Origin of the sequence: Actinorhabdospora filicis, from assembly GCF_030269765.1 — a bacterium.
Lineage (GTDB): Bacteria > Actinomycetota > Actinomycetes > Mycobacteriales > Micromonosporaceae > Actinorhabdospora > Actinorhabdospora filicis.
This window is the reverse complement of sequence record NZ_BSTX01000002.1, coordinates 1,327,973-1,349,001: the sequence shown is the minus strand read 5'-3', so window position 1 is coordinate 1,349,001 and position 21,029 is coordinate 1,327,973. Positions and strand designations below refer to the sequence as shown.

The following is a 21,029-nucleotide window of genomic DNA, read 5'->3' as shown; positions in this document are numbered from 1 at the left end:
GCGGTGGAGCGGTCGCGCGGCGGTGGTGCGATGGCGTCACCCGAGGCTGCTGCTAGTTTCTGTTGTGTGTCCCGCTCGCGTACCGAACGTCTGGTGAACCTGGTCATCTGCCTGCTGTCGACCAGGCGGCACCTGACCGCGGCCGAGATCGCCCGCACCGTCCCCGGTTACGAGCACGACGCGCGCGACTCCCGCGCCCATGAGGCCTTCCAGCGCAAGTTCGAGCGCGACAAGGCCGAGCTGCGCGAGCTGGGGATCCCCGTCGAGATGGGCACCGACAGCATCCTGGACACCGAGGTCGGCTACCGCATCGCCCGCCGCGAGTACGAGCTGCCCGAGCTGCACCTGCACGCCGACGAGGCCGCCGCGCTGGGTGTGGCCGCGCGTCTGTGGCAGCACGCGGGGCTGGCCTCGCGGGCGACGTCGGCGCTGGCGAAGCTGCGCGCCGGGGGAGTCGACGTCGATGACGCCGAGTACGAGGACTTCGCGCCGGTCAGCACGGTCGACGAGGCGCTGGCCCCGATGCTGGCGGCGGTGAACGTGCGGCGGGTCGTGGAGTTCACCTACCGCGTGCCCAGCGCGGACGTGGCCGCGCGCCGTCGGCTCCAGCCGTGGGGCGTGGTCTGCTACCGGGGGCGCTGGTACGTCGTGGGCCATGACCTGGACCGGGACGCCGAGCGCTGCTTCCGGCTGTCGCGGATCCTGGGGCCGGTGGCGACGACCGGTGAGGCGGGCGCCTACGAGATCCCGGTGACGGGGGACCTGATCCGGCACGTCGCCGACGCCCCGCAGGCGCCGTCGCGGCGCGCGACCGTGCGCGTCCGGCCGGGCCGCGCGGCCGGTGTGCGGCGGCGGGCGGTGCAGATCCTGCCGCGCGCGGGCGCCGTCGACCGCATCGTGGTGCCCTACACCGACGCGCGTTCGCTGGCGCGGACGCTGGTGCGTTACGGCCCGGACGTGACGGTGGAGGACCCGCCGGAGGTGCGCAAGGAGATCGTCGCGCTGCTGACCGAGATGGCGGCCGTGGGCGGTGCCCGATGAGCGCCACCGGCACCGGGCGGCTGACGCGGCTGCTGAACCTCGTCCCCTATCTCCAGGCGCGGCCGGGCATCCTCGTCGCCGACGCCGCCGCCGACCTGGGCGTGACCGAGCCGCAGCTGCGCGAGGACCTGACGCTGCTGTGGATGTGCGGGCTGCCCGGTTACGGGCCCGGTGACCTGATCGACATGTCCCTCGACGAGACGGTGACGATCACCTTCGACGCGGGCATGAGCCGTCCACTGCGGCTGAACTCCGATGAGGCGCTGGCGCTGATCGTGGCGCTGCGGCTGCTGGCCGAGACCCCGGGCGTGGCCGACGTGGAGGCCGTCCGGCGGGCCCTGGCGAAGCTGGAGTCGGCCTGCGGTGACGCCGCCCCGGCGGCCACGCGCGTCGAGGTCGGCGCGATGGCGCCCGAGGGGTGGGTGCCGCAGATCCGCGCGGCGCTGCGCCGCCGCCGGGCCCTGCGCATCACCTACTACACCGCGGGCCGGGACGCCTCCAGCGAGCGCGTCATCGACCCGATGCGGCTGCTGGTCGTCGACGACTTCACCTACCTGGAGGCGTGGTGCCGCCGCGCCGACTCGATGCGGCGCTTCCGCCTCGACCGCATCGACGCCCTCACCGAGCTGGACGAGCCGTGCTCCCCGCCGCCGCAGGCGCGGCCCGGCGACATCCGCGACGGGCTGTTCCAGACCTCCGACGAGCAGCCGATGGTGACCGTGCGCATCGGCCGCGACTCGCGCTGGGTCACCGAGTACTACCGCTGCGAGGACGTCCGGGAGGAAGAGGACGGGCGCTGGCTGGTCTCGCTGCGCGCGGCGAACCTCGACTGGGCGGCCCGCTTCGTCCTCGGGCTGGGCGCCGACGCGCAGGTGGTGGCCCCACCGGAGCTCGCCGCGCGCGTCGCGGGCGATGTGGCGGCGGCGCTGGCGGCCTATGACGAGGCCGGAGGGTAGGGTGTGCCGGTGATCTGGTGGGTGCTGGCGGGTGTGGTCGTGCTGTCCCTGGTCGTGCTGGCGATCGCGCTGGTCCCGGTGCTGAAGCGGCTGGTCCGGCTGCGGTCGGAGATGACCGCGCTGCAGGCGCGCGCGGCCGAGGGCGAGGCCCTGCGGCTGCGGCTTGAGGAGCTGACGGCCGACGCGCAGATCGTGCGCGAACGACTGGAAAATTTCCGTACTGATAGCCGGTGACATTGCGCACCCGATACGGACGGGTGCGGCGAATCGGACGAACGGCCGCTTGACGATCTTCGATACCCCGGTCAGGATGGCGGTCGGTGAAACGAACGGCCCGGTTGAGGGGCCACGCGAGCCGACGGGGACAATTCAGGACCCGTACGATTGGGGTCGTCCCCTTATCTGGAGGTGCCGTCGTGTTCAACGCGCTCAAGCCCTGGCACATCGCCGTCCTTGTCGTGGTGCTGATCCTGCTGTTCGGCGCGAAGAAGCTCCCGGACGCCGCCCGTGGTCTCGGACGCTCCCTGCGGATCCTCAAGGCCGAGACGAAGAACCTGCGCGACGAGGCCAAGGCCGACGACAACAACACCGAGATGGACGCGAAGGCCGAGCCGCAGCACTCGCGCAAGACCATCGAGGGTGACGCGATCCAGCAGACCACGCGGGACAAGACCCGCGAGGACGTGTGACGATCCGTCACTGACCTTTAACGATGGCCTTGAAATCCCGAGGCGCGAAGAAGTCCCAGTTCCAGAAGGCCTCCGACGGCTCCATGACGCTCATGGACCACCTGCGCGAGCTGCGCAGCAGGTTGTTCAAGGCCAGTCTGGGGCTGGTGCTCGGCCTCATCGTCGGCGTCATCTTCGCCCAGGAAATCATCAACTTCATCACCGATCCCTACTGCGATTTCATGCGCGACAGCCTGATCAAGGACGGCGCCGACATCGCGGGGTTCAAGTGCAAGTTCAACGTGGTGTCGCCCGTCGACATCTTCCTGCTGAACCTGCGCGTGGGTCTGCTGGTCGGCTTCATCCTCTCGGCACCGGTGTGGCTGTACCAGCTGTGGGCCTTCGTCGCGCCCGGCCTGCACAAGCACGAGCGGCGTTACACCTACCGCTTCGCGGCGGTGGCCGGCCCGCTGTTCATCGGCGGCGCGATCCTCGGCTACTTCGTGATCTCGAAGAGCCTGCAGTTCTTCCTCGGGTTGTCCAACCAGTATGACCTGACACCCGACATCAACGGGTACTACGACTTCGTCACGAACGTCATGTTGCTGTTCGGCGCCGGATTCGAGTTCCCGCTCCTGATCGTCGCGCTGAACCTGGTCGGTGTGGCCAGCGCCAAACGCCTCCTGTCGTGGTGGCGCGTGGCGACGGTCCTGATCTTCGTGTTCTGCGCGGTGGTCACCCCGACCCCCGACCCCTTCGGCATGACCGCCCTGGCCATCCCGATGGTGGGCATGTACTTCGCCGCGGTCGGATTCGCCTTCCTGCACGACCGGCGCAAGGCGAAGCGCGAGGCCGCCAACTGGGGCGGCGACCTGAGCGACGACGAGGCCAGCGACCTCGGTGACATCGTCACCGGCGAGGAGCAGGCGAGCGAGGTCGACGACCCGACCCCGATCTCCCCGGCCGAACCGCCGCGACGCTACGACGACGACGCGACGTAGAACCTGAGCGACGACCCGGTGCCCGTCCCCGAAAGGGGGCGGGCACCGTTCGATTCGATGATCGTTTAAACGGGTCGACGGTGTCGGATCCCCGGTGTAGACACGTCCCATGTCCGTTTCACCAATCACCCTGCGGGTGGCCGTGGCCGATGATCTGCCGGCCATCACCGAATGCTTCTCCTCCTCGTTCCTCTTCGACGACAACCCCGACTTCAAGGCGGGCATCGCCTTCGTGTGGGACCCCGAGCGCTGGCTGGTCGCCGAGGAGGAGGGCCGGGTCGTTGGCACCGGCGCCATCTTCACCCGCGACATGACCGTCCCCGGCGCGGTGATCCCCGCCGCGCACATCACCGCGATCTCGGTACGCCCCGACGCCCGCCGCCGCGGCACCCTCGGGCAGCTCATGCGACGCCAGTTCACCGACGCCACCGAGTCCATCGCCGTGCTGTGGGCCAGCCAGACGCAGCTCTACCGCCGCTACGGCTACCGCGACGCCGCCGACTCCTGCACCTACGAGGGCGATCTGCGCCTGCTCGGCATCCCCGACACCGCCGTCCCCGGCCGGATCCGCGAGATCAGCCTGGAGCGGGCCGCCGAGCTGCTCCCGCCGCTGTTCGACACCGCCGCCGCGGCGCGCCCGGGCATGTCCTCCCGCGACGAGGCCTGGTGGAAGCGCCACCTCAACGACCCCGCCTCGCAGCGCCACGGCGCCTCCGCCCTGCGCGTCCTCGTCCATGAGAACGCCGAGGGTGTCATCGACGGCTACGCGCTGTGGCGCGTCAACATCAGCTGGACGGTCCGCGGCGCCGAGCACCAGAGCGTCATCCAGGAGCTCATCGCGCCCGAGACCAGCGCCTACCTGGCGCTGTGGCAGTGGTTCGCGGGCCTGGACATGGCCCCCATGTTCCTCCTGCGGCGCGGGGCGGCCATGGACGAGCGCCTGCGCCACCTCGTCGGCGAGCCCCGCCAGCTCCAGCCGCGCGTCAACGAGACCCTGTGGGTGCGTGTCCTCGACGTCCCCCGTGCCCTGGCCGCCCGCGGCTACGGCCGCGACCTCGACGTCGTCCTGGAGGTCACCGACCGGCTCGTGGAGGCCAACCGCGGCCGCTTCCGCCTCACCGTCAAGGGCGACCTGGTCACCTGCGAGCGCACCGAGGACCCCGCCGACCTCAGCCTCGACGTCGACGTCCTGGGCGGCGTCTACCTGGGCGGGCGCTCGCTGGCGCTCTACGCCTCCCTCGGCGAGGTCACCGAGCACACCGACGGCGCCCTGCACGCCACCGCGACCGCGTTCTCCTGGCCCGTCGCCCCGCACGCGGTGGAGCTCTTCTGACGTGACCCTCCGTCTGCGCACCGAACGCCTCGACCTGCGGCCCTTCGCCGCGACCGACCTCGACGAGGTCCACGCCTACCGGCGCCTGCCGGAGGTCGCCGCCTACCTCTACACGCCGGTCCTGTCCCGCGAGCAGGTCGCCGAGCGGCTCACCGAGCGCGCCGGGTGGACCACGCTGGCCGGCTCAGGGGGCGTCAACCTCGCCGTCGTGCTACGGGACAAGGACGCCGTCATCGGCGAGGTGAACCTCGTCTGGTACAGCGAGGACAACCGCGCCGCCGAGCTCGGCTACGTCTTCCACCCCGCCTTCGCCGGGCACGGCTACGCCTCCGAGGCCGCCGCCGAGATCCTGCGGTACGCCTTCGAGGAGGCCGGGCTGCACCGTGTGGTGGGCCGCTGCGACGCGGAGAACACCGCCTCCTGGCGGCTCATGGAGCGCCTCGGGATGCGGCGGGAGGCCCATTTCGTCCGCAACGAGATCATGCCCTACTCCAAGGACCGCGACGACCCGTACGTCTCCGAGCTGATCTACGCGATGCTCGGCGACGAATGGCGCGCGCGGGCCTAGACACGTGTTGAGGGCGGCGGAATGCTCCGCCGCCCTCCGGGACACTTCGATACCGTCTCGGGACTACTCCTGCCCGGCCTCGGCCGGGGTCTCCGCCACCGCGACCTCGGCCGGAGCCGCGCCCGCGACCGCGATCTTCACCGGCTCCGGGGCCGGCTTCGTCACGCCGGACACCCGCACGGTCAGCACGCCGTTGTCGTAACCGGCGCTCACCTGCTCGGCGGTCACACCCACCGGGAGGCGGTAGTCGGCGCGGAACTCGCCCGCGCTGCGACCGCGGACCAGGATCTTGCCGCCCTCGGCGACCTCGCGCTTGCGCTCGCCCTTGATGGTCAGGCGGCGCGGGGCGACCTCGATGTCGATGTCCGAAGCCGACACTCCGGGCAGGTCCACCGAGATCACGACGTCGGAACCCTCGGTGACCACGTCGGCGGCCACCCGGGAGACGGGAGCCGCGCTCGCCACGGGGCGGCGGGCGGGGACGCCGAAGACGTGGGAGACCAGGCGGTCGAACTCCGCGTTGACGCGAACGCTTCGAACGGCCGGTTCCCAGTAACGCAACACCATCGCGATGCTCCTCTAGTTCACGTTCGAATTAGCACTCGCGGGGTGTGAGTGCCAGTGCGAGTAGAGACGCCGCAGGTGGGGGACTTAATTCCGCTCGGTGATCCGGATCACCGCGTCCAGGCCGTGCACGGTTCCCGGACCCGTCGCCGGTAGCAACAACGTCCGGCACCCGATCGATGCCGCGCCCGCGTCGGCCAGCGTGTCGCCGACCATCAGCGCGTCGGCGGGCTCCACGTCCAGCGCGAAGCAGGCCCGCTGGAAGATCTCCGGGTTCGGCTTGCACACGCCCAGCTCGTAGGACAGCACCCACTCGTCGACGAGGGTGTCGAAACCCAGCTCCTTGGCCACCGGGCGCAGGTCGAAGCCGATGTTGGACACCACCGCCGTCTTGATCCCGCGCTCCCGCAGCGCCGTGAGCATCGGGATGGTGTCGGCGTAGGCGTGCCACCCGTCCGGGGCCACCAGACGCGCGTACATCGCCTCGGCGAGGCCCTCGAAGCCCAGGCGCGGGTTGTCCAGCCAGATCTGCTCGACGAGGCCGGTGAACGCCTCGGCGTGCTCGGCCTCCGACAGGTCCCGGTTCGCCCACGCCGCCGCCAGCGACGGGCGCACGCGGGTGGGACCGCGTCCGCTGGGCCAGCCCGCGTGGACCACCGCGTCGGCGATGGCGGTCACCCGGATCGGATCCAGCTCGACCTCCAGGCACGCCGCCGCGCGCCGCACGGACTCGTCGGTCGGTTCTATCTGCGCGATGGTGCCGTGGAAATCGAGGAGCACGGCGGTGGGTGTGTTTCCGGCCACGAGATGAACCCTAATCGCCCCCGCCACCCGGTGTTGTGGCCGGTCTCGGCGCTGTCACCCATCCGGAGGGGTCTAGGCTGGAGGTTCGGGCGCGCACGGCGCGCCTGTAAGCGTCATGCGTGTTGTCGCACCCTGCGGTTAGGGTTGTGACATGAGTAGTCCCGCCGAGCGGTATGCCGCGGCCCGCAGGCGGGCGGAGCATCCCGCGCTCGCCGAGTTCAGCTCCGGGCTGGAGTTCGGGCTCGACGACTTCCAGATCCGCGCCTGCCGCGCCCTGGAGAGCGGCGGCGGCGTCCTGGTGTGCGCCCCGACCGGCGCCGGCAAGACCGTGGTCGGTGAGTTCGCCGTCCACCTGGCCCGCCGCACCGGCCGCAAGTGCTTCTACACCACCCCCATCAAGGCGCTGTCCAACCAGAAGTTCGCCGACCTGGTCAAGGTCTACGGCGAGGGCGAGGTCGGGCTGCTGACCGGCGACAGCGTGATCAACGGGGACGCGCCGATCCTGGTGATGACCACCGAGGTCCTGCGGAACATGCTCTACGCCGGTTCCAGCGCCCTCGAAGGCCTCGGTTACGTGGTCATGGACGAGGTGCACTACCTCGCCGACCGGTTCCGGGGCGCGGTGTGGGAGGAGGTCATCATCCACCTCCCGGCGTCGGTGACGCTGGTGTCGCTGTCGGCGACGGTGTCCAACGCCGAGGAGTTCGCCGACTGGCTGGTGAGCGTGCGCGGCCGCACCGAGGTCGTGGTCTCCGAGCACCGGCCGGTGCCGCTGTGGCAGCACATGCTGGTCGGGCGGCGCATGTTCGACCTGTTCGGCAACGCCAACGCCGCCGAGCTGCGCGAGGTCAACCCGCAGCTGATGCGCGAGGCCCGCGAGCAGCAGCGCCGCCTGGGCGTGGACCACCGGGGGCGGCAGCGGCGCGGGCGTCCCGTGTCGCGTCCCGACGTCATCGCCCGCCTCGACGACGAGAACCTGCTCCCGGCGATCGTGTTCATCTTCAGCCGCGCCGGATGCGACGCGGCCGTGGCGCAATGCCTGGCGGCGGGCCTGCACCTGACCAACGCGGTGGAACGCGCCGAGATCACGAAGGTCGTCGAGCGCCGCACCGCCGGGATGGCCCCCGACGACCTGCACGCCCTGGGCTACTGGGACTGGCTGGACGGGCTCCGGCGCGGCCTGGCCGCCCACCACGCCGGCCTGCTGCCGGTGTTCAAGGAGGTCGTGGAGGAGCTGTTCTCCGCGGGCCTGGTCAAGGCCGTCTTCGCCACCGAGACCCTCGCCCTCGGCATCAACATGCCCGCCCGCTGCGTGGTCCTGGAGCGGCTGGTCAAGTTCAACGGCGACGCCCACGTCGACATCACCCCGGGGGAGTACACGCAGCTCACCGGGCGCGCCGGGCGGCGCGGCATCGACATCGAGGGCCACGCGGTGGTGGCCTGGTCGCCGGACCTGGACCCCCGGCACGTGGCCGGGCTGGCGTCCACGCGCACGTTCCCGCTGCGGTCGAGTTTCCGGCCCTCGTACAACATGGCGATCAACCTGGTGGCCAACATGGGCGCCGAGCGCGCCCGGGGGCTGCTGCGGTCCAGCTTCGCGCAGTTCCAGACCGACCGGGCGGTGGTCGGGCTCGCCGAGCAGGTGCGCGCCGCCGAGCGCGCGGCGGCCGTTCACGACAAGGACATCACCTGCCACCTGGGCGACTTCGACTCCTACTACGCGCTGATGCTCGACATCAGCGGCCGTGAGAAGACCCTCGCGCGCTCGGGCAAGGCCGAGCGGCGCGACGCGGTGGCCGAGTCGCTGGCCAGGCTGAAGGTCGGCGACGTCATCCACATCCCCGGCGGCAAGCGCGCCGGGCTGGCGGTGGTGCTGGACACCGGCGTCCCGCGCGGTGGCGAGCAGCGCGTCACGGTGCTCACCGAGAACCGGTGGGCCGGGCGCATCACCGAGGCGGTCTTCGCCGAGCCGGTGGAGGCGCTGGCGCACGTGCGCGTCCCCAGGCACTTCAACCACCGCGCCCCGGCGGCGCGGCGGGACCTGGCCGCGACCCTGCGCAACACCGGCGCGGTCGCGCACGGCCCGCGCCGGACCCGCCGGCAGGTGCCGGTGGGCGAGGACGTGGAGCTGACGCGCCTGCGCGAGCGGCTGCGCGCGCATCCCTGCCACCAGTGCCCCGAGCGTTCCGAGCACGCCGGGTGGGCGCGGCGGCGGCAGCGGCTCATCGACGACAACACGCGCCTGCGCCGCAAGGTCGACGCGCGCAGCGGTTCCCTCACGCGGGTCTTCGACGCGGTCTGCGCGGTCCTGGAGTCGCGCGGCTACCTCGACGGCGGGCACGTCACCGATCACGGCCGGACCCTGTCGCGGCTGTGGACGGAGACCGACCTGCTGGTCGCCGAGTGCCTGCGCGCCGGTGTCTGGGAGGGCCTGAACTCCGCCGAGCTGGCCGCGGTGGTGTCCACGGTGCTCTACGAGTCGCGCCGGGACGGCGACCTGCCCGCCACGCTCCCGCAGGGGGCGATCTCGCAGGCCGTCACGGCCACCCTGTCGGTGTGGGAGGGCCTGGCCGCCGAGGAGCGCGGCAAGAGCCTCGACGCGTCCCGCGAGCCCGATCTGGGCTTCGTGTGGCCGATGTTCCGGTGGGCGCGCGGTGAGCCGCTCGCCAAGGTCCTGGCCTCGGTCAACGGGCCCGACGTGGAGATGCCCGCCGGTGACTTCGTGCGCTGGACGCGGCAGACGATGGACCTGCTCGGCCAGATCTCCGAGGCCGTCGGCCCCCGGCACTCCCTGCACAAGACCGCGCGGGAGGCCGCCACCGCCCTCAAGCGGGGCGTGGTCGCCTACGTCTGACCGGTGACGCGGGCGGCGAAGCCGTTCACCAGATCGGCGAACAGGCCCGGCCGCTCCGCCATCGGGAAGTGCCCGCAGCCGTCCATGACGCGCGCCCGGCTGTCCGGCAGGGCCGCCGCGAGCGCGAGCCCGTCGGCGGGCCGCGCGGCGGTGTCCTGCGCGCCGGAGAGCACCAGGACCGGCAGGCCGAGGCCGTCCAGGGGCGGGGCGGGTTCGCTCAGGTAGGCGTCCACCAGGCGCAGCCAGCCGGGCCGCCCGCGCGCCGCGGTGTTCCGCGCGGCGGCCGCCCGGGCGTGCGGGCGGTGGAAGGGGGCGACCAGCACCACCGCGGAGGGGACCGGCGCGCACGTCCCGCTCAGCAGCTCCAGCAGCAGGTTCGCCGCGAGGCAGTGCGCGACGACGATGTCGGCGCCGCCCTCGACGCTGGCGCACACCCGCCCCAGGCGCGCCGGGAGCTCGCAGCCGCCGTCCCACGGCAGCTCGGCGTCCCACAGCTCCAGGCTCGGCGCGGCCAGCGCGGCGAACGCGTCCCAGGACGACGCCGCGGCCCCCGGGCCGTGCAGGAGGAGCGTCCGCACGGGCGCCCGCACGGCGGACGAGCGCCTGGGCCGCGCGGTGACGATCATGGTGGACACCGGCATGACGGTCCTCCTCAGACGCCGGATGCGCTGCCTACCGCGAACCTCGCACGCCCCCGCGAGGGCGGGCAAGGGGCACCGCAAGAACCTGCCAGCGGCGCATACGGCCCCGCGCGGGCCACCGGCAGGTTCCTGTCAGAGCGCGGCGACCAGGCGCCGCATGGAGCGGATCGCCGAGCGGATCTCCTGGAGCAGCCGGTCGGCGTCGGGCGGCGTGCGCGGCGCGCTGCCCACGGTGTCCACCACGGCGCCGTAGGGGAGCGTGAACGCGGCCACCGCGTCGCAATGCTGGAACGGCACGTAGATCGCCGAGGTGACCACCAGGACCCGGTCGCCCGCGCCCAGCTTCGCCACCTGATCCGCCCAGAAGCGGCACGTGTCGGGGGTGTTCGCCCGCCGCTTCGCCGGCGCCGAGGACGGCGCGGCCACCACCCGCAGGACCGTGGTGTCGGGCAGATGGTGGGTCTCCACCCGCCACGCCCGGTGCGGATCCGCCGACGGGTCGCCACCGGCGTCCACCGTGGACGGCTCGCCCGCCCCGAACGCCCGCCGCGCGCCCACCGTCATCGCCTCGACCTCGAAGACGCAGTCACCGGCGTCCACACTCGACGCCTCGGCCAGCTCGGCGGGCATCAGCGGCCGGAACCCGCCCACCGCCGTCACCGACGGCGAGGACGTGCCCGACGCCAGCAGCGCCGCCGCGTGCGCCGTGCGGTCCAGGCACGCCGCGAACAACCCGCCCAGCACCAGCACGTGCGTGTAGGAGTCCAGGCGCGGCGGCGCCGGCCGCACCAGCCCCAGCGCGTCCGCCGAGGACGTGATCAGCGCCGAGGTCGCCGGATCGAAGGACCGGCGCACGGCGTGACTGCGCTCGCCGCCGCCCCGGAAGTCCCAGTGCGCGGCCGAGAAGCCGTCCAGCCAGGCCAGGACCTCGGTGACCGGGCCGCGGGGGACCATGCCCCCGAACGCGGCCGCCAGGCGGCGCAGGGGAGCGCTCGTCGCCCACGCGAGGGCCTCGGCGCGCACGCCGTCGGCACCGGCGCGGCCGGGCAGAGGAGGGTTGGGCACCCGGACACGATAGACGCCCACCGGCCCCCGTGGGCGGTCAACCGCCGGGCAGCAGTCCCAGCTGCGCCGCGCGGGCGCCGGCCTGGAAACGCGACTCCGCGCCGAGCTTGCGCAGGATCTCGGCCACGTGCCGCCGGTAGGTCCGCACCGACATGCCCAGCCGCCTGGCCGCGGTATCGTCCTTGTGCCCCGCCGACAGCATCCCGACGATGGTCACCGCGAGCGCGTCGGCGTCCTCCCCGTACCAGCGCTGGTAGGTCGGCAGGCACGTGGCGGTGTCCCACACCGCGTTCAGCGAGCGGCGCAGCCCCTCCAGGATCACCGTCCCCCGGATGACCAGGCACTGCTCGCCGGAGCGGGCGGTACTGCCCCACACCACCGCCGCGCGCCGGTCGGCGATGACGGCGTCGTGGACGCCCCGCCGCCCCACCCGGACCTCGGCGCCCAGGGCCGCGGCCGCCTCGGCGTGGCGGCGCAGCGCGTCCTGGGACAGCGCCCGGGCCGAGACGAGGTGCCGGACCCGGACGCCGCGCGCGGCCAGCTCGCCGACCGCGCGCAGGTGCGCGGTGAGGCGCGCGGAGGTGTGCGCGGTCGCGCCGGAGACGGCCAGGACGTACTCGCCCTCGGTCTCGGCGGTGAGGGACGCCGCGGCGTCCCACCAGTCGCGGGGGCACTGCTCGACGCGGGTGTCGGGACGACGCCGGGCGCGCCTGCTGACCCGCAGGGCCTCTTCGAGGAACCCGTGGGCGCGTATAAGGGTCTCTTCAAGTCGGTCGGTGCCGGTTTCGGCGGTCTTCTGCCCGAGGCCGGACCGGTATTCGCGCTCATGTTCATGAATCGGTGACATCTCGCCCCGCCATGTTTGTCAATCCCCCTCCGGGGTCGAGTATATAGCTGGCATTTGGGATCAGCACAGGATGATCAGTGCAGGCGAAACGGCATGTGAGGGCGGTACTTCCGGGCATTGGGTCCATAGTGGACAATCTCTCTCGGGTCGGGTGCCATAACGTCGAGCTAACGGAGAATGAATCCTCCACTTAGTCGGGTGGTCAATTCCGGCGTGCTCGGCTAAATGAACAAGAAAGGGGCTTTGGGAATGAGCGAATGGTGGCCGTGAGGACACTTTCAGCGTTTGGGAAGCCGACCGTGGGGCCGCGGTTACGAAGAGAGGTTTTCCTTGCGGACGCAAGTTGTCCGCAAGGCTGCCTAGTGTCGTCTTCATGACGCACACAGAACAGCTCGCCCCGGTCGCCCTGCGCGGCTTCGCCACCATCACCTACTGGGCCGAGGACGTCGCCGCCGCCCGCGACTGGTACGCCGCGATCCTGGGCACCGAGGCCTACTTCGACCGCTCCGGGCCCGACGGGCGTCCCGTCTACGCCGAGTTCCGCCTCGGCGACCGCCGCGCCGAACTGGGCATCGCCGACAGCCGATTCGCGCCGCCGACCGGCGCGAACGGACCCGGCGGGGCGATCATGTACTGGCACGTGGACGACCTGACCGGCACCTACGAGCGGCTCCTCGCCAACGGTGCCACCACCTACCAGCCGCCCACCGAACGCGGCGAGGGCTTCGTGACCGCCGCCGTGGTCGACCCCTTCGGCAACATCCTCGGCGTCATGTACAACGCGCACTACCTGGAGATGCTCCGTGACTGACATCGACGTGGACGGCATCGAAGTGGGCGAACACCGCGGCGCGCCGGTCGTGCTCGCCGCCACCCGGCGCGCATGGGAGGACTGGCTCGCCCGGCACCACGCCGACCGTACCGAGGTCTGGCTCAAGATCGCCAAGAAGTCGGCGAAGGCCGAGCGCACCATCGATGCCCAGGACGGCCTGCGCGGCGCGCTCTGCTTCGGCTGGATCGACTCGGTCCGCCACCCCCTCGACGGCGAGTACTTCCTCCAGCGCTACGGCCCACGCCGCGCGAAGAGCCCCTGGTCGCGCCGCAACATCGGCATCGTGGGCGAGCTGACCGCCGCCGGGCGGATGCGTGAGCCGGGCCTGGCGGAGGTGGAGCGCGCCAAGGCGGACGGCAGGTGGGCGACGGGGCTCGGGACGGGCTGAGGGGCGCGCGGGCCGCGCTTTCATGGGCCGCCCGCCCGGCCCGTCACCCCGGTCGTGACTTCGCACTCGGCTCACGGCGGCGGTGGATCCGATGGAGCTCGCGGTACCCGGGGCGGGATCGCCCCGGCCGAGTCCGGGGCATCCTGACCCGTCGGCAGGGCGGACACCGGCGGCCGGTGGGTGACGCCGACCTCGCCCGCCTCGGGTGGGCCTCGTGGAACCGGGCCGCCTTCTCCCGCCCGGCGATGGAAGGGGGTGGCCGCGCTGGTGGCGGCCCTCTGGCCCACGCGACCGGTCGGTGCGGCAGGCCGTCGCCGGGTTCCGCCGCGACGCCCCGCCGCGCGCGGGCCTGGGCCGATCCCGGCCGCGGCTGCGGGTGCGATCAGGGGCGCACGGTGCGCCGATGAGCCTTCGGTGTCGTGGGCGGCCGGGTGTTCGGGTCACCTCTGCGGCTCCGGCGCCCGTACGGCGCGTGGTTCCCGGCCGCAGCGCCGTACCGGCCGGCGGAGAGCCTTCGTTGTGGGAGTTGCCCCGGCTCCACCGCCACTCCTTCTCCGCCGCTACCCCAGCCGCAGTCCCCGGTGGGTCTCGCGGAATCCGGCCGCCGCCAGGGCCGCGCCCAGTGGGGTACCGGTCACCGGCACACCGTCGCCGCGTTCGACGGCCAGGGCCCCCAGCCCGGCGCGGCGGACGGTCTCGACCAGGCCGCGCGCGGCGGCGTCCAGGGTCCGCTCCTCACGGGTGAAGGACAGCATCGTGCGCCCGCCGCGCTCGACGTAGAGGGCCGCCTCGCCGTCCACGAGGACCACCAGGGCTCCCGCGCGGCGGCCGGGCCGGTGGCCGCCGGTGCCGTCGGCGACGGTCTCGTGCGGATCGGGCCAGCCCAGGCCCGCGCCGAAGGGGTTGGCCGGGTCGGTCGCCGCCAGGACGACCACGTCGCCGGTGCCCGGTCCGGCGCAGGAGCGCAGGCGGTCCACCGCGCCCGGTTCGGCGAACTGGGCCGCGCCGAGGCCGGCCACGAAGTAGCCGCGCCGGACCGCGCCCCGGTCCTCCATCGCCGACAGCACCGGGTACAGCCCGACCGTGGTGTCCTTCACCAGGACCCCGTGCCGGTCCAGCGCGGTGGCCGCGCGGGCGTGCAGGCGCCGGGTGGGATCGGTGTCCGGCGCGGGGAGCCGCTGCCAGCGGCCGGCCGCGGTCGGCGGTGACGTGCGCGCGGACGTGCCCAGCCGGAACCGCGCCGGACGCGCCCGCCGCGAGCGCGGGGGGGCGGGCCGCGACTTGTGCGCGCCCGCGCCCGACAGCAGCGTCCGCAGCGGCGCCAGCGAGTCGTTGGTGATCCAGCCCGACCACACCAGGTCCCACAGGACCGCCACCAGGGTGTCGTCGTCCTCGGCGTCGACGGTCTCGGCCAGGTCCCGGAAGAACCGCGCCTGCCCCAGCGCCTCCAGCACCGCCTCGTGCAGCTCGGTGGACAGCGCCTCCGGGTTCGGTTCGGGCAGCAGCAGCTCGGCGGTGTCGGCGTAGGCGAGGGTGATCCAGCCGTCATTGCCGGTCAGCGCGCCCGCGCCCGCCCACAGCAGCTCACCCGAGGAGGTCAGCTCGTCCAGGTAGACCGGCGTGTAGTCGCCGACGCGGGCGGGCAGGACGAGCCGCTCCAGCGCCGAGGCCGGGACCGGCTGGCCCTGCAGCTGCTCCACCGCCGCCGCGACCGCGTCCACGCCCACCGCTTCCTCACCGACGCCCTGCCACGCCGGTAGGAACCGCGCGTAGGCCGTCGCGGGGACCGGCGCGATCTCCGCGCGCAGCGCGGCCAGGCTGCGCCGCTTCAGCAGCCGCAGGACCTCCACGTCGCACCACTGCGGCTCATCGGCGGTGAAGCGGCCGTGCTCGACCGAACCGGCCGCGTTCAGCCGCCGCAGCACCGGTTCCACCGTCGCCACCGGAACGCCGAACCGCTCGGCTGCCCCGGCGGCCGTGAACGGTGTGTGCGTGCGCGCGTACCGCGAGACCAGATCGCCCCACGCGTCGGCCACCGGCGCCAGGAACGCCGCCGGGAGCCCCTCGAAGGACGCCCCCAGCGCCTGCGCGTAGCGCCCGGCGTCCTCGGCCAGGATCCAGCGGCCGCCCCAGCGCGCCACCCGTCCCGCGCAGGACAGCTCCTCCGCCCAGCCGGGCGCCGCGCCGCGCGCGGCCAGCTCCTCGTCCGACAGATCACCGACGACCCGCAGCAGCTCCACCACGTCCTCGGCGTCGCGCAACCGGTCCGCGCCCGTCCACTGCAGCCAGCCCGCCGCCTCGGCCACCACCGCCGGATCCAGCAGCTCGGTGTGGTCGACCTCGCCCAGCAGCTCCGCCAGCAGCGACGAGTCCACCGCCAGCGCGTTCGCGCAGCGCTCGGCGATGGGCGTGTCCTCCGAGTACAGGTTCCCCGCGACATAGGCGAACAGCAGGGACCGCGCGAACGGCGAGGGCCGCTTGGTCTCCACCTCCACCAGCCGCGTGGTCCGATTCCCCAGCTCCCGCATCAGACCCGTCAGCGCGGGCAGGTCGAAGAAGTCCTCCACGCACTCCCGCGCCGCCTCCGCCGTCACCGGGAAGTCCTCGAACTCCCGCGCCACCCCGAACAGCTGCGCCGCCCGCTGCCGCTGCTGCCACAACGGCTGACGCCGCCGCGGATCCCGGCGCGGCATCAGCAGCGACCGGGCCGCGCACTCGCGGAACCGCGCCGAGAACAACGCCGAATTCGCCAGCTGACCGGTCACCATCGCCGAGATCTCACCCGGATCGAAGACCACCAGATCGGCGCCCGGCGGCTCCGGCATGTCCGGCAACCGCAGCATCACGCCGTCATCGGTCGGCAGGATCTGCGCGTCCACCTTGTACCGCTCCGCCGCCCGCGCCGCGATCGCCAGCGCCCAGGGGCCGTTCACCGGCTTGCCCAGCACCGAGTGGACCGCCAGCCGCCAGTCGCCCAGCTCGTCGCGGAACCGCTCCACCACCACCGTCCGGTCGTCGGGCACCGAACCGGTCGCCTCCCGCTGCGAGGACAGGTACGAGGACAGGTTCGCCGTGGCGAAGGCGTCCAGCTCCGGCCACACCCCGGCGTCCTCACGCAGACGGCGGCCGATCGCGCGGCCCAGCTCCACCGGGCGCCCCGGGTCCTCGCCCTTCCAGAACGGCATCCGCGCGGGCTGACCCGGCGCGGGCGTCACCAGCACCCGGTCCGGGGTGATCTCCTCGATGCGCCACGTGGAAGCGCCCAGCACGAACACGTCACCGGCCCGCGACTCGTAGACCATCTCCTCGTCGAGCTCGCCGACGCGCGAGCCGCGCCCGCCGTCCACCAGCGACACCGGGTACAGGCCCCGGTCGGGGATCGTGCCGCCGGAGGTCACCGCGAGCCGCTGCGCGCCCTCCCGGCCGGTGAGGACGTCGGTGCGGCGATCCCACACCAGCCGGGGACGCAGATCGGCGAAACCCGTCGACGGATAACGCCCGGCGAGCATGTCCAGGACCGCCGTCAGCGCCGGTTCCGGCAGCTCCCGGTACATCGAGGCGCGCCGGACGGTCGCGGCCAGCCGCGCCACCGGCCACGGGTCCATCGCCGTCATCGCCACGATCTGCTGCGCCAGCACGTCCAGCGGATGCTTCGGGCCGGTCATCTCCTCCAGCGCGCCGGCGCCCATGCGCTCGGCCACGACCGCGCTGACCAGCAGATCGTGCGGGTGCGTGGGCATGACCACGCCCTTGGAGACCGCGCCGACCTGGTGCCCGGCGCGCCCGACCCGCTGGAGACCGGAGGCCACCGACGGGGGCGAGCCGATCTGCACCACCAGGTCCACGGCGCCCATGTCGATGCCCAGTTCGAGACTAGAGGTGGCCACCACCGCCGGGAGCGCCCCCGACTTGAGCGCCTCCTCGACGTACCGGCGCTCCTCACGCGACATCGAACCGTGGTGGGCGCGCGCGACCGTCGGCGCGACACCGGCCGCCACCGGCGACTGGGCCGTCATCTGCCCCGGGATCGCCGTCGGGGCGAGGATCTCGGCGGCGAGCTCGTTCAAGCGCCCGCACAGGCGCTCGGCCAGGCCCCGGCCGTTCACGAAGACGATGGTCGCGGAATGGGCGCGGATCAGGTCCAGCAGCCGCCGCTCGACCGCCGGCCACACCGTGCCCTTGCGGCCGTCCTCATCCGGCGGGATGTCGGTGAGGTCGGGGATCGGGACCTCGACGGTCACCTCGATCGTCTTCGCCGAAGGCGGGCGCACCACCGTCACCGGCGCCGCGCCGCCCAGGAACTCCGCGGCGCGCTCGATCGGCCGGACCGTGGCCGACAGGCCCACCCGCTGCGCCGGGCGCTCCAGCAGCGCGTCGAGGCGCTCCAGCGTCAGCGCCAGATGCGCGCCCCGCTTCGTCCCGCACACCGCGTGGACCTCGTCGACGATGACGGTCTCCACCGACCGCAGTGATTCACGCGCGGCCGAGGTCAGCAGCAGGAACAGCGACTCGGGCGTGGTGATCAGGATGTCGGGCGGGGTGCGCGTGAACGCGCGGCGCTCGCTCGCCGGGGTGTCGCCGGTGCGCATGCCGACGGTGACGTGCGGAGCGGGCAGGCCCTCGGCGTCGGCGATCGCGCGGATGCCGTCCAGCGGGCGGCGCAGGTTGCGTTCCACGTCGTAGGCGAGGGCCTTGAGGGGACTGACGTAGAGGACCCGGCAGCGCGCCTTGGCGTCCTCGGGCACCGGGCGGGTCGCCAGCCGGTCCAGGGCCCACAGGAACGCCGAGAGGGTCTTGCCGGAACCCGTCGGCGCCACCACCAGCGCGTTGTCGCCGCGGGCGATCGCCTCCCACGCCCCCGCCTGCGCGGCGGTCGGGGCGGTGAAGGCCCTGGCGAACCAGTGCCTCGTGGCGGGGCTGAAGGCGGCGAGCGGGTCGGCGGTCATGTCCCGATCATGCCCCGGGGGTCCGACACGCGGCCCCTTCTCCGCGACGCCGATCGCCGATAGGCTCCCCGACACCGCGAACGGGAGGGAGTACCCACATGGACCTGAGCGCCGAAGCCGAGGCCATCCGTGACGACCTGGTGGCACTGCGCCGCGAACTGCACCGCATCCCCGAGATCGGGCTCGACCTGCCGCTGACGCAGGCGGCCGTCCTGCGCGCCCTCGACGGGCTCGGCCTGGAGATCACCACCGGGCGCGGGCTGTCGTCGGTGACCGCCGTCCTGCGCGGCGGGCGTCCCGGGCCCGTCGTCCTGCTGCGCGGCGACATGGACGCCCTGCCGGTGACCGAGCTGTCCGGCGAGGAGTTCACCTCCGCGCACGACGGCGTCATGCACGCCTGCGGGCACGACCTGCACACCGCCGGGCTCGTCGGCGCCGCCCGCCTGCTCGCCGCGCACCGCGAGTCCCTCGCCGGTGACGTGGTCTTCATGTTCCAGCCGGGTGAAGAAGGCTTCGACGGAGCCGGGCACATGATCGAGGAAGGCGTCATCACCGCCGCCGGGCGTCCCGCCGACCACGCCTACGGGCTGCACGTGCTGTCCGGGATGCTGCCCGCCGGGGTCTTCACCTGCCGCCCCGGGCCGCTCATGGCCGCCTCGGCCGGGCTGTACGTCCGCGTCCTCGGCGCCGGAGGCCACGGCTCACGACCCCACAGCGCCCTCGACCCCGTCCCCGCCGCCTGCGAGATGGTCACCGCCCTCCAGACGATGGTCACCCGCAGCGTGGACGTCTTCGAGCCCGTGGTCATCACCGTCGGCACCTTCCACGCCGGGACCCGCCGCAACATCATCCCCGACGAGGCGACCTTCGAGGCGACCGTGCGGACCTTCTCCACCGAGATCGCCAAACAGGTCGGCGACAGCGCGATCCGGCTGTGCGAAGGGATCGCGGCCGCCCACGGCCTGCGCGCCGAGGTGCGCTTCGAACCGGAGTACCCGGCGACGATCAACGACACCGCCGAGTACGAGTACTCGGCGGCGATGGTCCGCCGGGTCTTCGGCGAGGACCGCTACAGCGAGCTCCGCGACCCCCTCACCGGCTCGGAGGACTTCTCGCGCGTCCTGGAACGCGTGCCCGGCGCGTACCTGTTCCTGGGCGCGTGCCGCCAGGACGACCCGAACACCGCGCCGAGCAACCACTCGCCCCGCGCGGCCTTCGACGACGCGGTCCTGCCGGACGCCGCGCGCCTGCTGGCGGAGCTGGCGCTGGGGAGGCTCTCCGGATGAGCTTGTGCGTGGACGTGTTCACCGTGCCGGACCGGCGGATCACGAAGGTGCCGGAAGACGCCTCCGACCTGGCCGGTTTCGAGGTCTGGCGATGGAAGGTCTGGGCGTCACCGCTGGTCCGCGCGCTGGACGCCCGGTTCTTCCCGCGGCTCGACGGCGCCGACCTGTGGGTGGAGCCGGAGGACCTGGACGCCTTCGGCGCGGAGTGCGCCCTGCTGCGCCGCTGGCTGGACCTGATCGCCGAGGCGAGCGGCGTGAGGGCGGAAGACGTGGGGCTCCGGCTGGCGCACATCGAGGCGGCGGTGGAGCGAGCGCGGGGAATCGGTGGGGGAGTGGTGGTCTGGTAGCGCGCGAGCCGCCGTTCGCGGTAGGGGCGGGTGTGCCGATGAGGCGCGGGTGGCCCGGGCCAATGGGGACGGCCGGGCCACCGGTGTCCGTCAGTTTGCGCTTCGGCCGACGGGCCATCACCCGAGCCGATCCGTGTGAGCACCTCCGGGTCCGCCGCAGCCACGGCGACGGTGTCCACGTGGCGGGGGAGTGGAACCGGCGAACGCGGATGGCGCACGGCCGTGTTCGCTTCGGCGGACCCGGTTCCCGGGGCGATGCACGCTCTCACCGGTGAGACCGGCGCGTGCCGGTCGCCGCGGTGGGCGGTCGTGCCTCTGGATCGCGTGTGCACGTCGGGTGAACCCGGCGATGAGCCTCGCCATCGCCGGAGAGCCGGGATCGCGCGTGCCGGGTGAGCCGGTCGTGTGCGGGTGAGCCGGGGTGATGGGCCGGCCGGGTGGAGAAGTGCGCTCGCCGCGCCGGGTTTCGCTGTGCGCATTGCCCGGAGCGCCGGAGGCCGAGGTGTATCCCGGCGTGGCGTTGTGGGTGACCGGGATGCCGTACTTCGGGGATCGGGTGGGTCTCGTGGCCGTTCGGTGCTGCCGGGGCGGGTGTCCGGGCTCGCGCGTGGTGGTGTCGGCCGTATGAACCGGCCGAAGGCGCTGCCCCGCCGGCGCGATGCGTCGTGTGAAGTGCCGGATCCGGAGGTGCGCTCCGGTGCCGCCCGGGACGGCGAGGCTTTTGGGGTTCGCGCCAATCGCCGCCCGCCGGGCTACCCGGCCCGCGACCCCGGGTGTCCCCGGACTCGCGGGCCGTATGACCCGGGTGTCGCGCTGTTTCCGTACGAGAAGCCGTGCCGTGCCGTCTCGCCTGCCGTGTCTCGCTCGCGCCGCAGGTGCCGGGGCGCG

The 21,029-nt window shown here is 73.2% G+C and carries 18 protein-coding genes; 12 read left to right on the top strand and 6 right to left on the bottom strand.

Features of this window, described 5'->3' with window-relative positions:
* Positions 1-66 precede the first annotated feature (66 nt).
* From QSK10_RS19130 to QSK10_RS19100, 7 genes are all read left to right on the top strand, one after another.
* Positions 67-1,041 carry a helix-turn-helix transcriptional regulator gene (locus QSK10_RS19130; protein WP_285664218.1) on the top strand — a complete coding sequence of 325 codons (975 nt, stop codon included), beginning with the start codon at positions 67-69 and terminating at the stop codon, positions 1,039-1,041.
* Positions 1,038-1,997, top strand: a complete 960-nt coding sequence (locus QSK10_RS19125; protein WP_285664217.1) for a helix-turn-helix transcriptional regulator — start codon at positions 1,038-1,040, stop codon at positions 1,995-1,997. Before QSK10_RS19130 ends, QSK10_RS19125 begins: the two co-directional genes overlap by 4 nt.
* A gap of 9 nt (positions 1,998-2,006) precedes the next feature.
* The gene (locus QSK10_RS19120) at positions 2,007-2,231 is read left to right on the top strand and encodes a hypothetical protein (RefSeq protein ID WP_285664216.1); all 225 of its coding nucleotides are present in this window, start codon (positions 2,007-2,009) and stop codon (positions 2,229-2,231) included.
* A gap of 182 nt (positions 2,232-2,413) precedes the next feature.
* Positions 2,414-2,686, top strand: coding sequence for a Sec-independent protein translocase subunit TatA (gene tatA / locus QSK10_RS19115; protein ID WP_285664215.1), 273 nt, complete (start codon positions 2,414-2,416; stop codon positions 2,684-2,686).
* A 23-nt stretch (positions 2,687-2,709) separates the two neighbouring features.
* Complete coding sequence (gene tatC / locus QSK10_RS19110) at positions 2,710-3,666, top strand: twin-arginine translocase subunit TatC (RefSeq protein ID WP_285664214.1); 957 nt, start codon at positions 2,710-2,712, stop codon at positions 3,664-3,666.
* A 109-nt stretch (positions 3,667-3,775) separates the two neighbouring features.
* Entirely contained in the window at positions 3,776-4,999 is a 1,224-nt protein-coding gene (locus tag QSK10_RS19105) for a GNAT family N-acetyltransferase (RefSeq protein WP_285664213.1), read from the top strand.
* Position 5,000: 1 nt separating this feature from the next.
* A complete protein-coding gene (locus QSK10_RS19100; protein ID WP_285664212.1) occupies positions 5,001-5,567 on the top strand; it encodes a GNAT family N-acetyltransferase in 567 nt (188 codons plus the stop codon).
* Between the two features lie 63 nt (positions 5,568-5,630).
* Here QSK10_RS19100 and QSK10_RS19095 read toward each other — a convergent pair whose 3' ends face one another.
* Positions 5,631-6,134 carry an Hsp20/alpha crystallin family protein gene (locus QSK10_RS19095; RefSeq protein ID WP_285664211.1) on the bottom strand — a complete coding sequence of 168 codons (504 nt, stop codon included), beginning with the start codon at positions 6,132-6,134 and terminating at the stop codon, positions 5,631-5,633.
* An 84-nt stretch (positions 6,135-6,218) separates the two neighbouring features.
* Complete coding sequence (locus QSK10_RS19090) at positions 6,219-6,935, bottom strand: HAD family hydrolase (protein ID WP_285664210.1); 717 nt, start codon at positions 6,933-6,935, stop codon at positions 6,219-6,221.
* 151 nt (positions 6,936-7,086) lie between these two features.
* Between QSK10_RS19090 and QSK10_RS19085 the strand changes: the two genes are divergently transcribed.
* Positions 7,087-9,789 carry a DEAD/DEAH box helicase gene (locus QSK10_RS19085; protein ID WP_285664209.1) on the top strand — a complete coding sequence of 901 codons (2,703 nt, stop codon included), beginning with the start codon at positions 7,087-7,089 and terminating at the stop codon, positions 9,787-9,789.
* On the opposite strand, the gene QSK10_RS19080 is transcribed toward QSK10_RS19085, so the two are convergent.
* From QSK10_RS19080 to QSK10_RS19070, 3 genes are all read right to left on the bottom strand, one after another.
* Positions 9,780-10,430, bottom strand: coding sequence for an alpha/beta fold hydrolase (locus tag QSK10_RS19080; protein WP_285664208.1), 651 nt, complete (start codon positions 10,428-10,430; stop codon positions 9,780-9,782). The genes QSK10_RS19085 and QSK10_RS19080 overlap by 10 nt on opposite strands.
* 132 nt (positions 10,431-10,562) lie before the next feature.
* Positions 10,563-11,495, bottom strand: coding sequence for a hypothetical protein (locus QSK10_RS19075; RefSeq protein WP_285664207.1), 933 nt, complete (start codon positions 11,493-11,495; stop codon positions 10,563-10,565).
* A 37-nt stretch (positions 11,496-11,532) separates the two neighbouring features.
* Positions 11,533-12,342 (bottom strand): helix-turn-helix transcriptional regulator, encoded by an 810-nt coding sequence (locus QSK10_RS19070; protein ID WP_285664206.1) that lies wholly within the window; start codon positions 12,340-12,342, stop codon positions 11,533-11,535.
* 373 nt (positions 12,343-12,715) lie between these two features.
* Here QSK10_RS19070 and QSK10_RS19065 point away from each other — a divergent pair, with 373 nt between their 5' ends.
* Together QSK10_RS19065 and QSK10_RS19060 are read left to right on the top strand one after the other, a co-directional pair.
* Entirely contained in the window at positions 12,716-13,153 is a 438-nt protein-coding gene (locus QSK10_RS19065) for a VOC family protein (RefSeq protein WP_285664205.1), read from the top strand.
* Positions 13,146-13,562, top strand: a complete 417-nt coding sequence (locus QSK10_RS19060; RefSeq protein WP_285664204.1) for a YdeI/OmpD-associated family protein — start codon at positions 13,146-13,148, stop codon at positions 13,560-13,562. Before QSK10_RS19065 ends, QSK10_RS19060 begins: the two co-directional genes overlap by 8 nt.
* A gap of 560 nt (positions 13,563-14,122) precedes the next feature.
* Here QSK10_RS19060 and QSK10_RS19055 read toward each other — a convergent pair.
* On the bottom strand, positions 14,123-18,508 hold the full coding sequence (locus QSK10_RS19055; RefSeq protein ID WP_285664203.1) for a DEAD/DEAH box helicase: 4,386 nt from the start codon (positions 18,506-18,508) through the stop codon (positions 14,123-14,125).
* A gap of 98 nt (positions 18,509-18,606) precedes the next feature.
* Here QSK10_RS19055 and QSK10_RS19050 point away from each other — a divergent pair, with 98 nt between their 5' ends.
* Together QSK10_RS19050 and QSK10_RS19045 are read left to right on the top strand one after the other, a co-directional pair.
* Positions 18,607-19,794, top strand: coding sequence for a M20 metallopeptidase family protein (locus QSK10_RS19050; RefSeq protein ID WP_285664202.1), 1,188 nt, complete (start codon positions 18,607-18,609; stop codon positions 19,792-19,794).
* The gene (locus QSK10_RS19045; protein WP_285664201.1) at positions 19,791-20,141 is read left to right on the top strand and encodes a hypothetical protein; all 351 of its coding nucleotides are present in this window, start codon (positions 19,791-19,793) and stop codon (positions 20,139-20,141) included. The genes QSK10_RS19050 and QSK10_RS19045 overlap by 4 nt, the downstream gene beginning before the upstream one ends.
* The last annotated feature ends 888 nt before the right edge of the window (positions 20,142-21,029 follow it).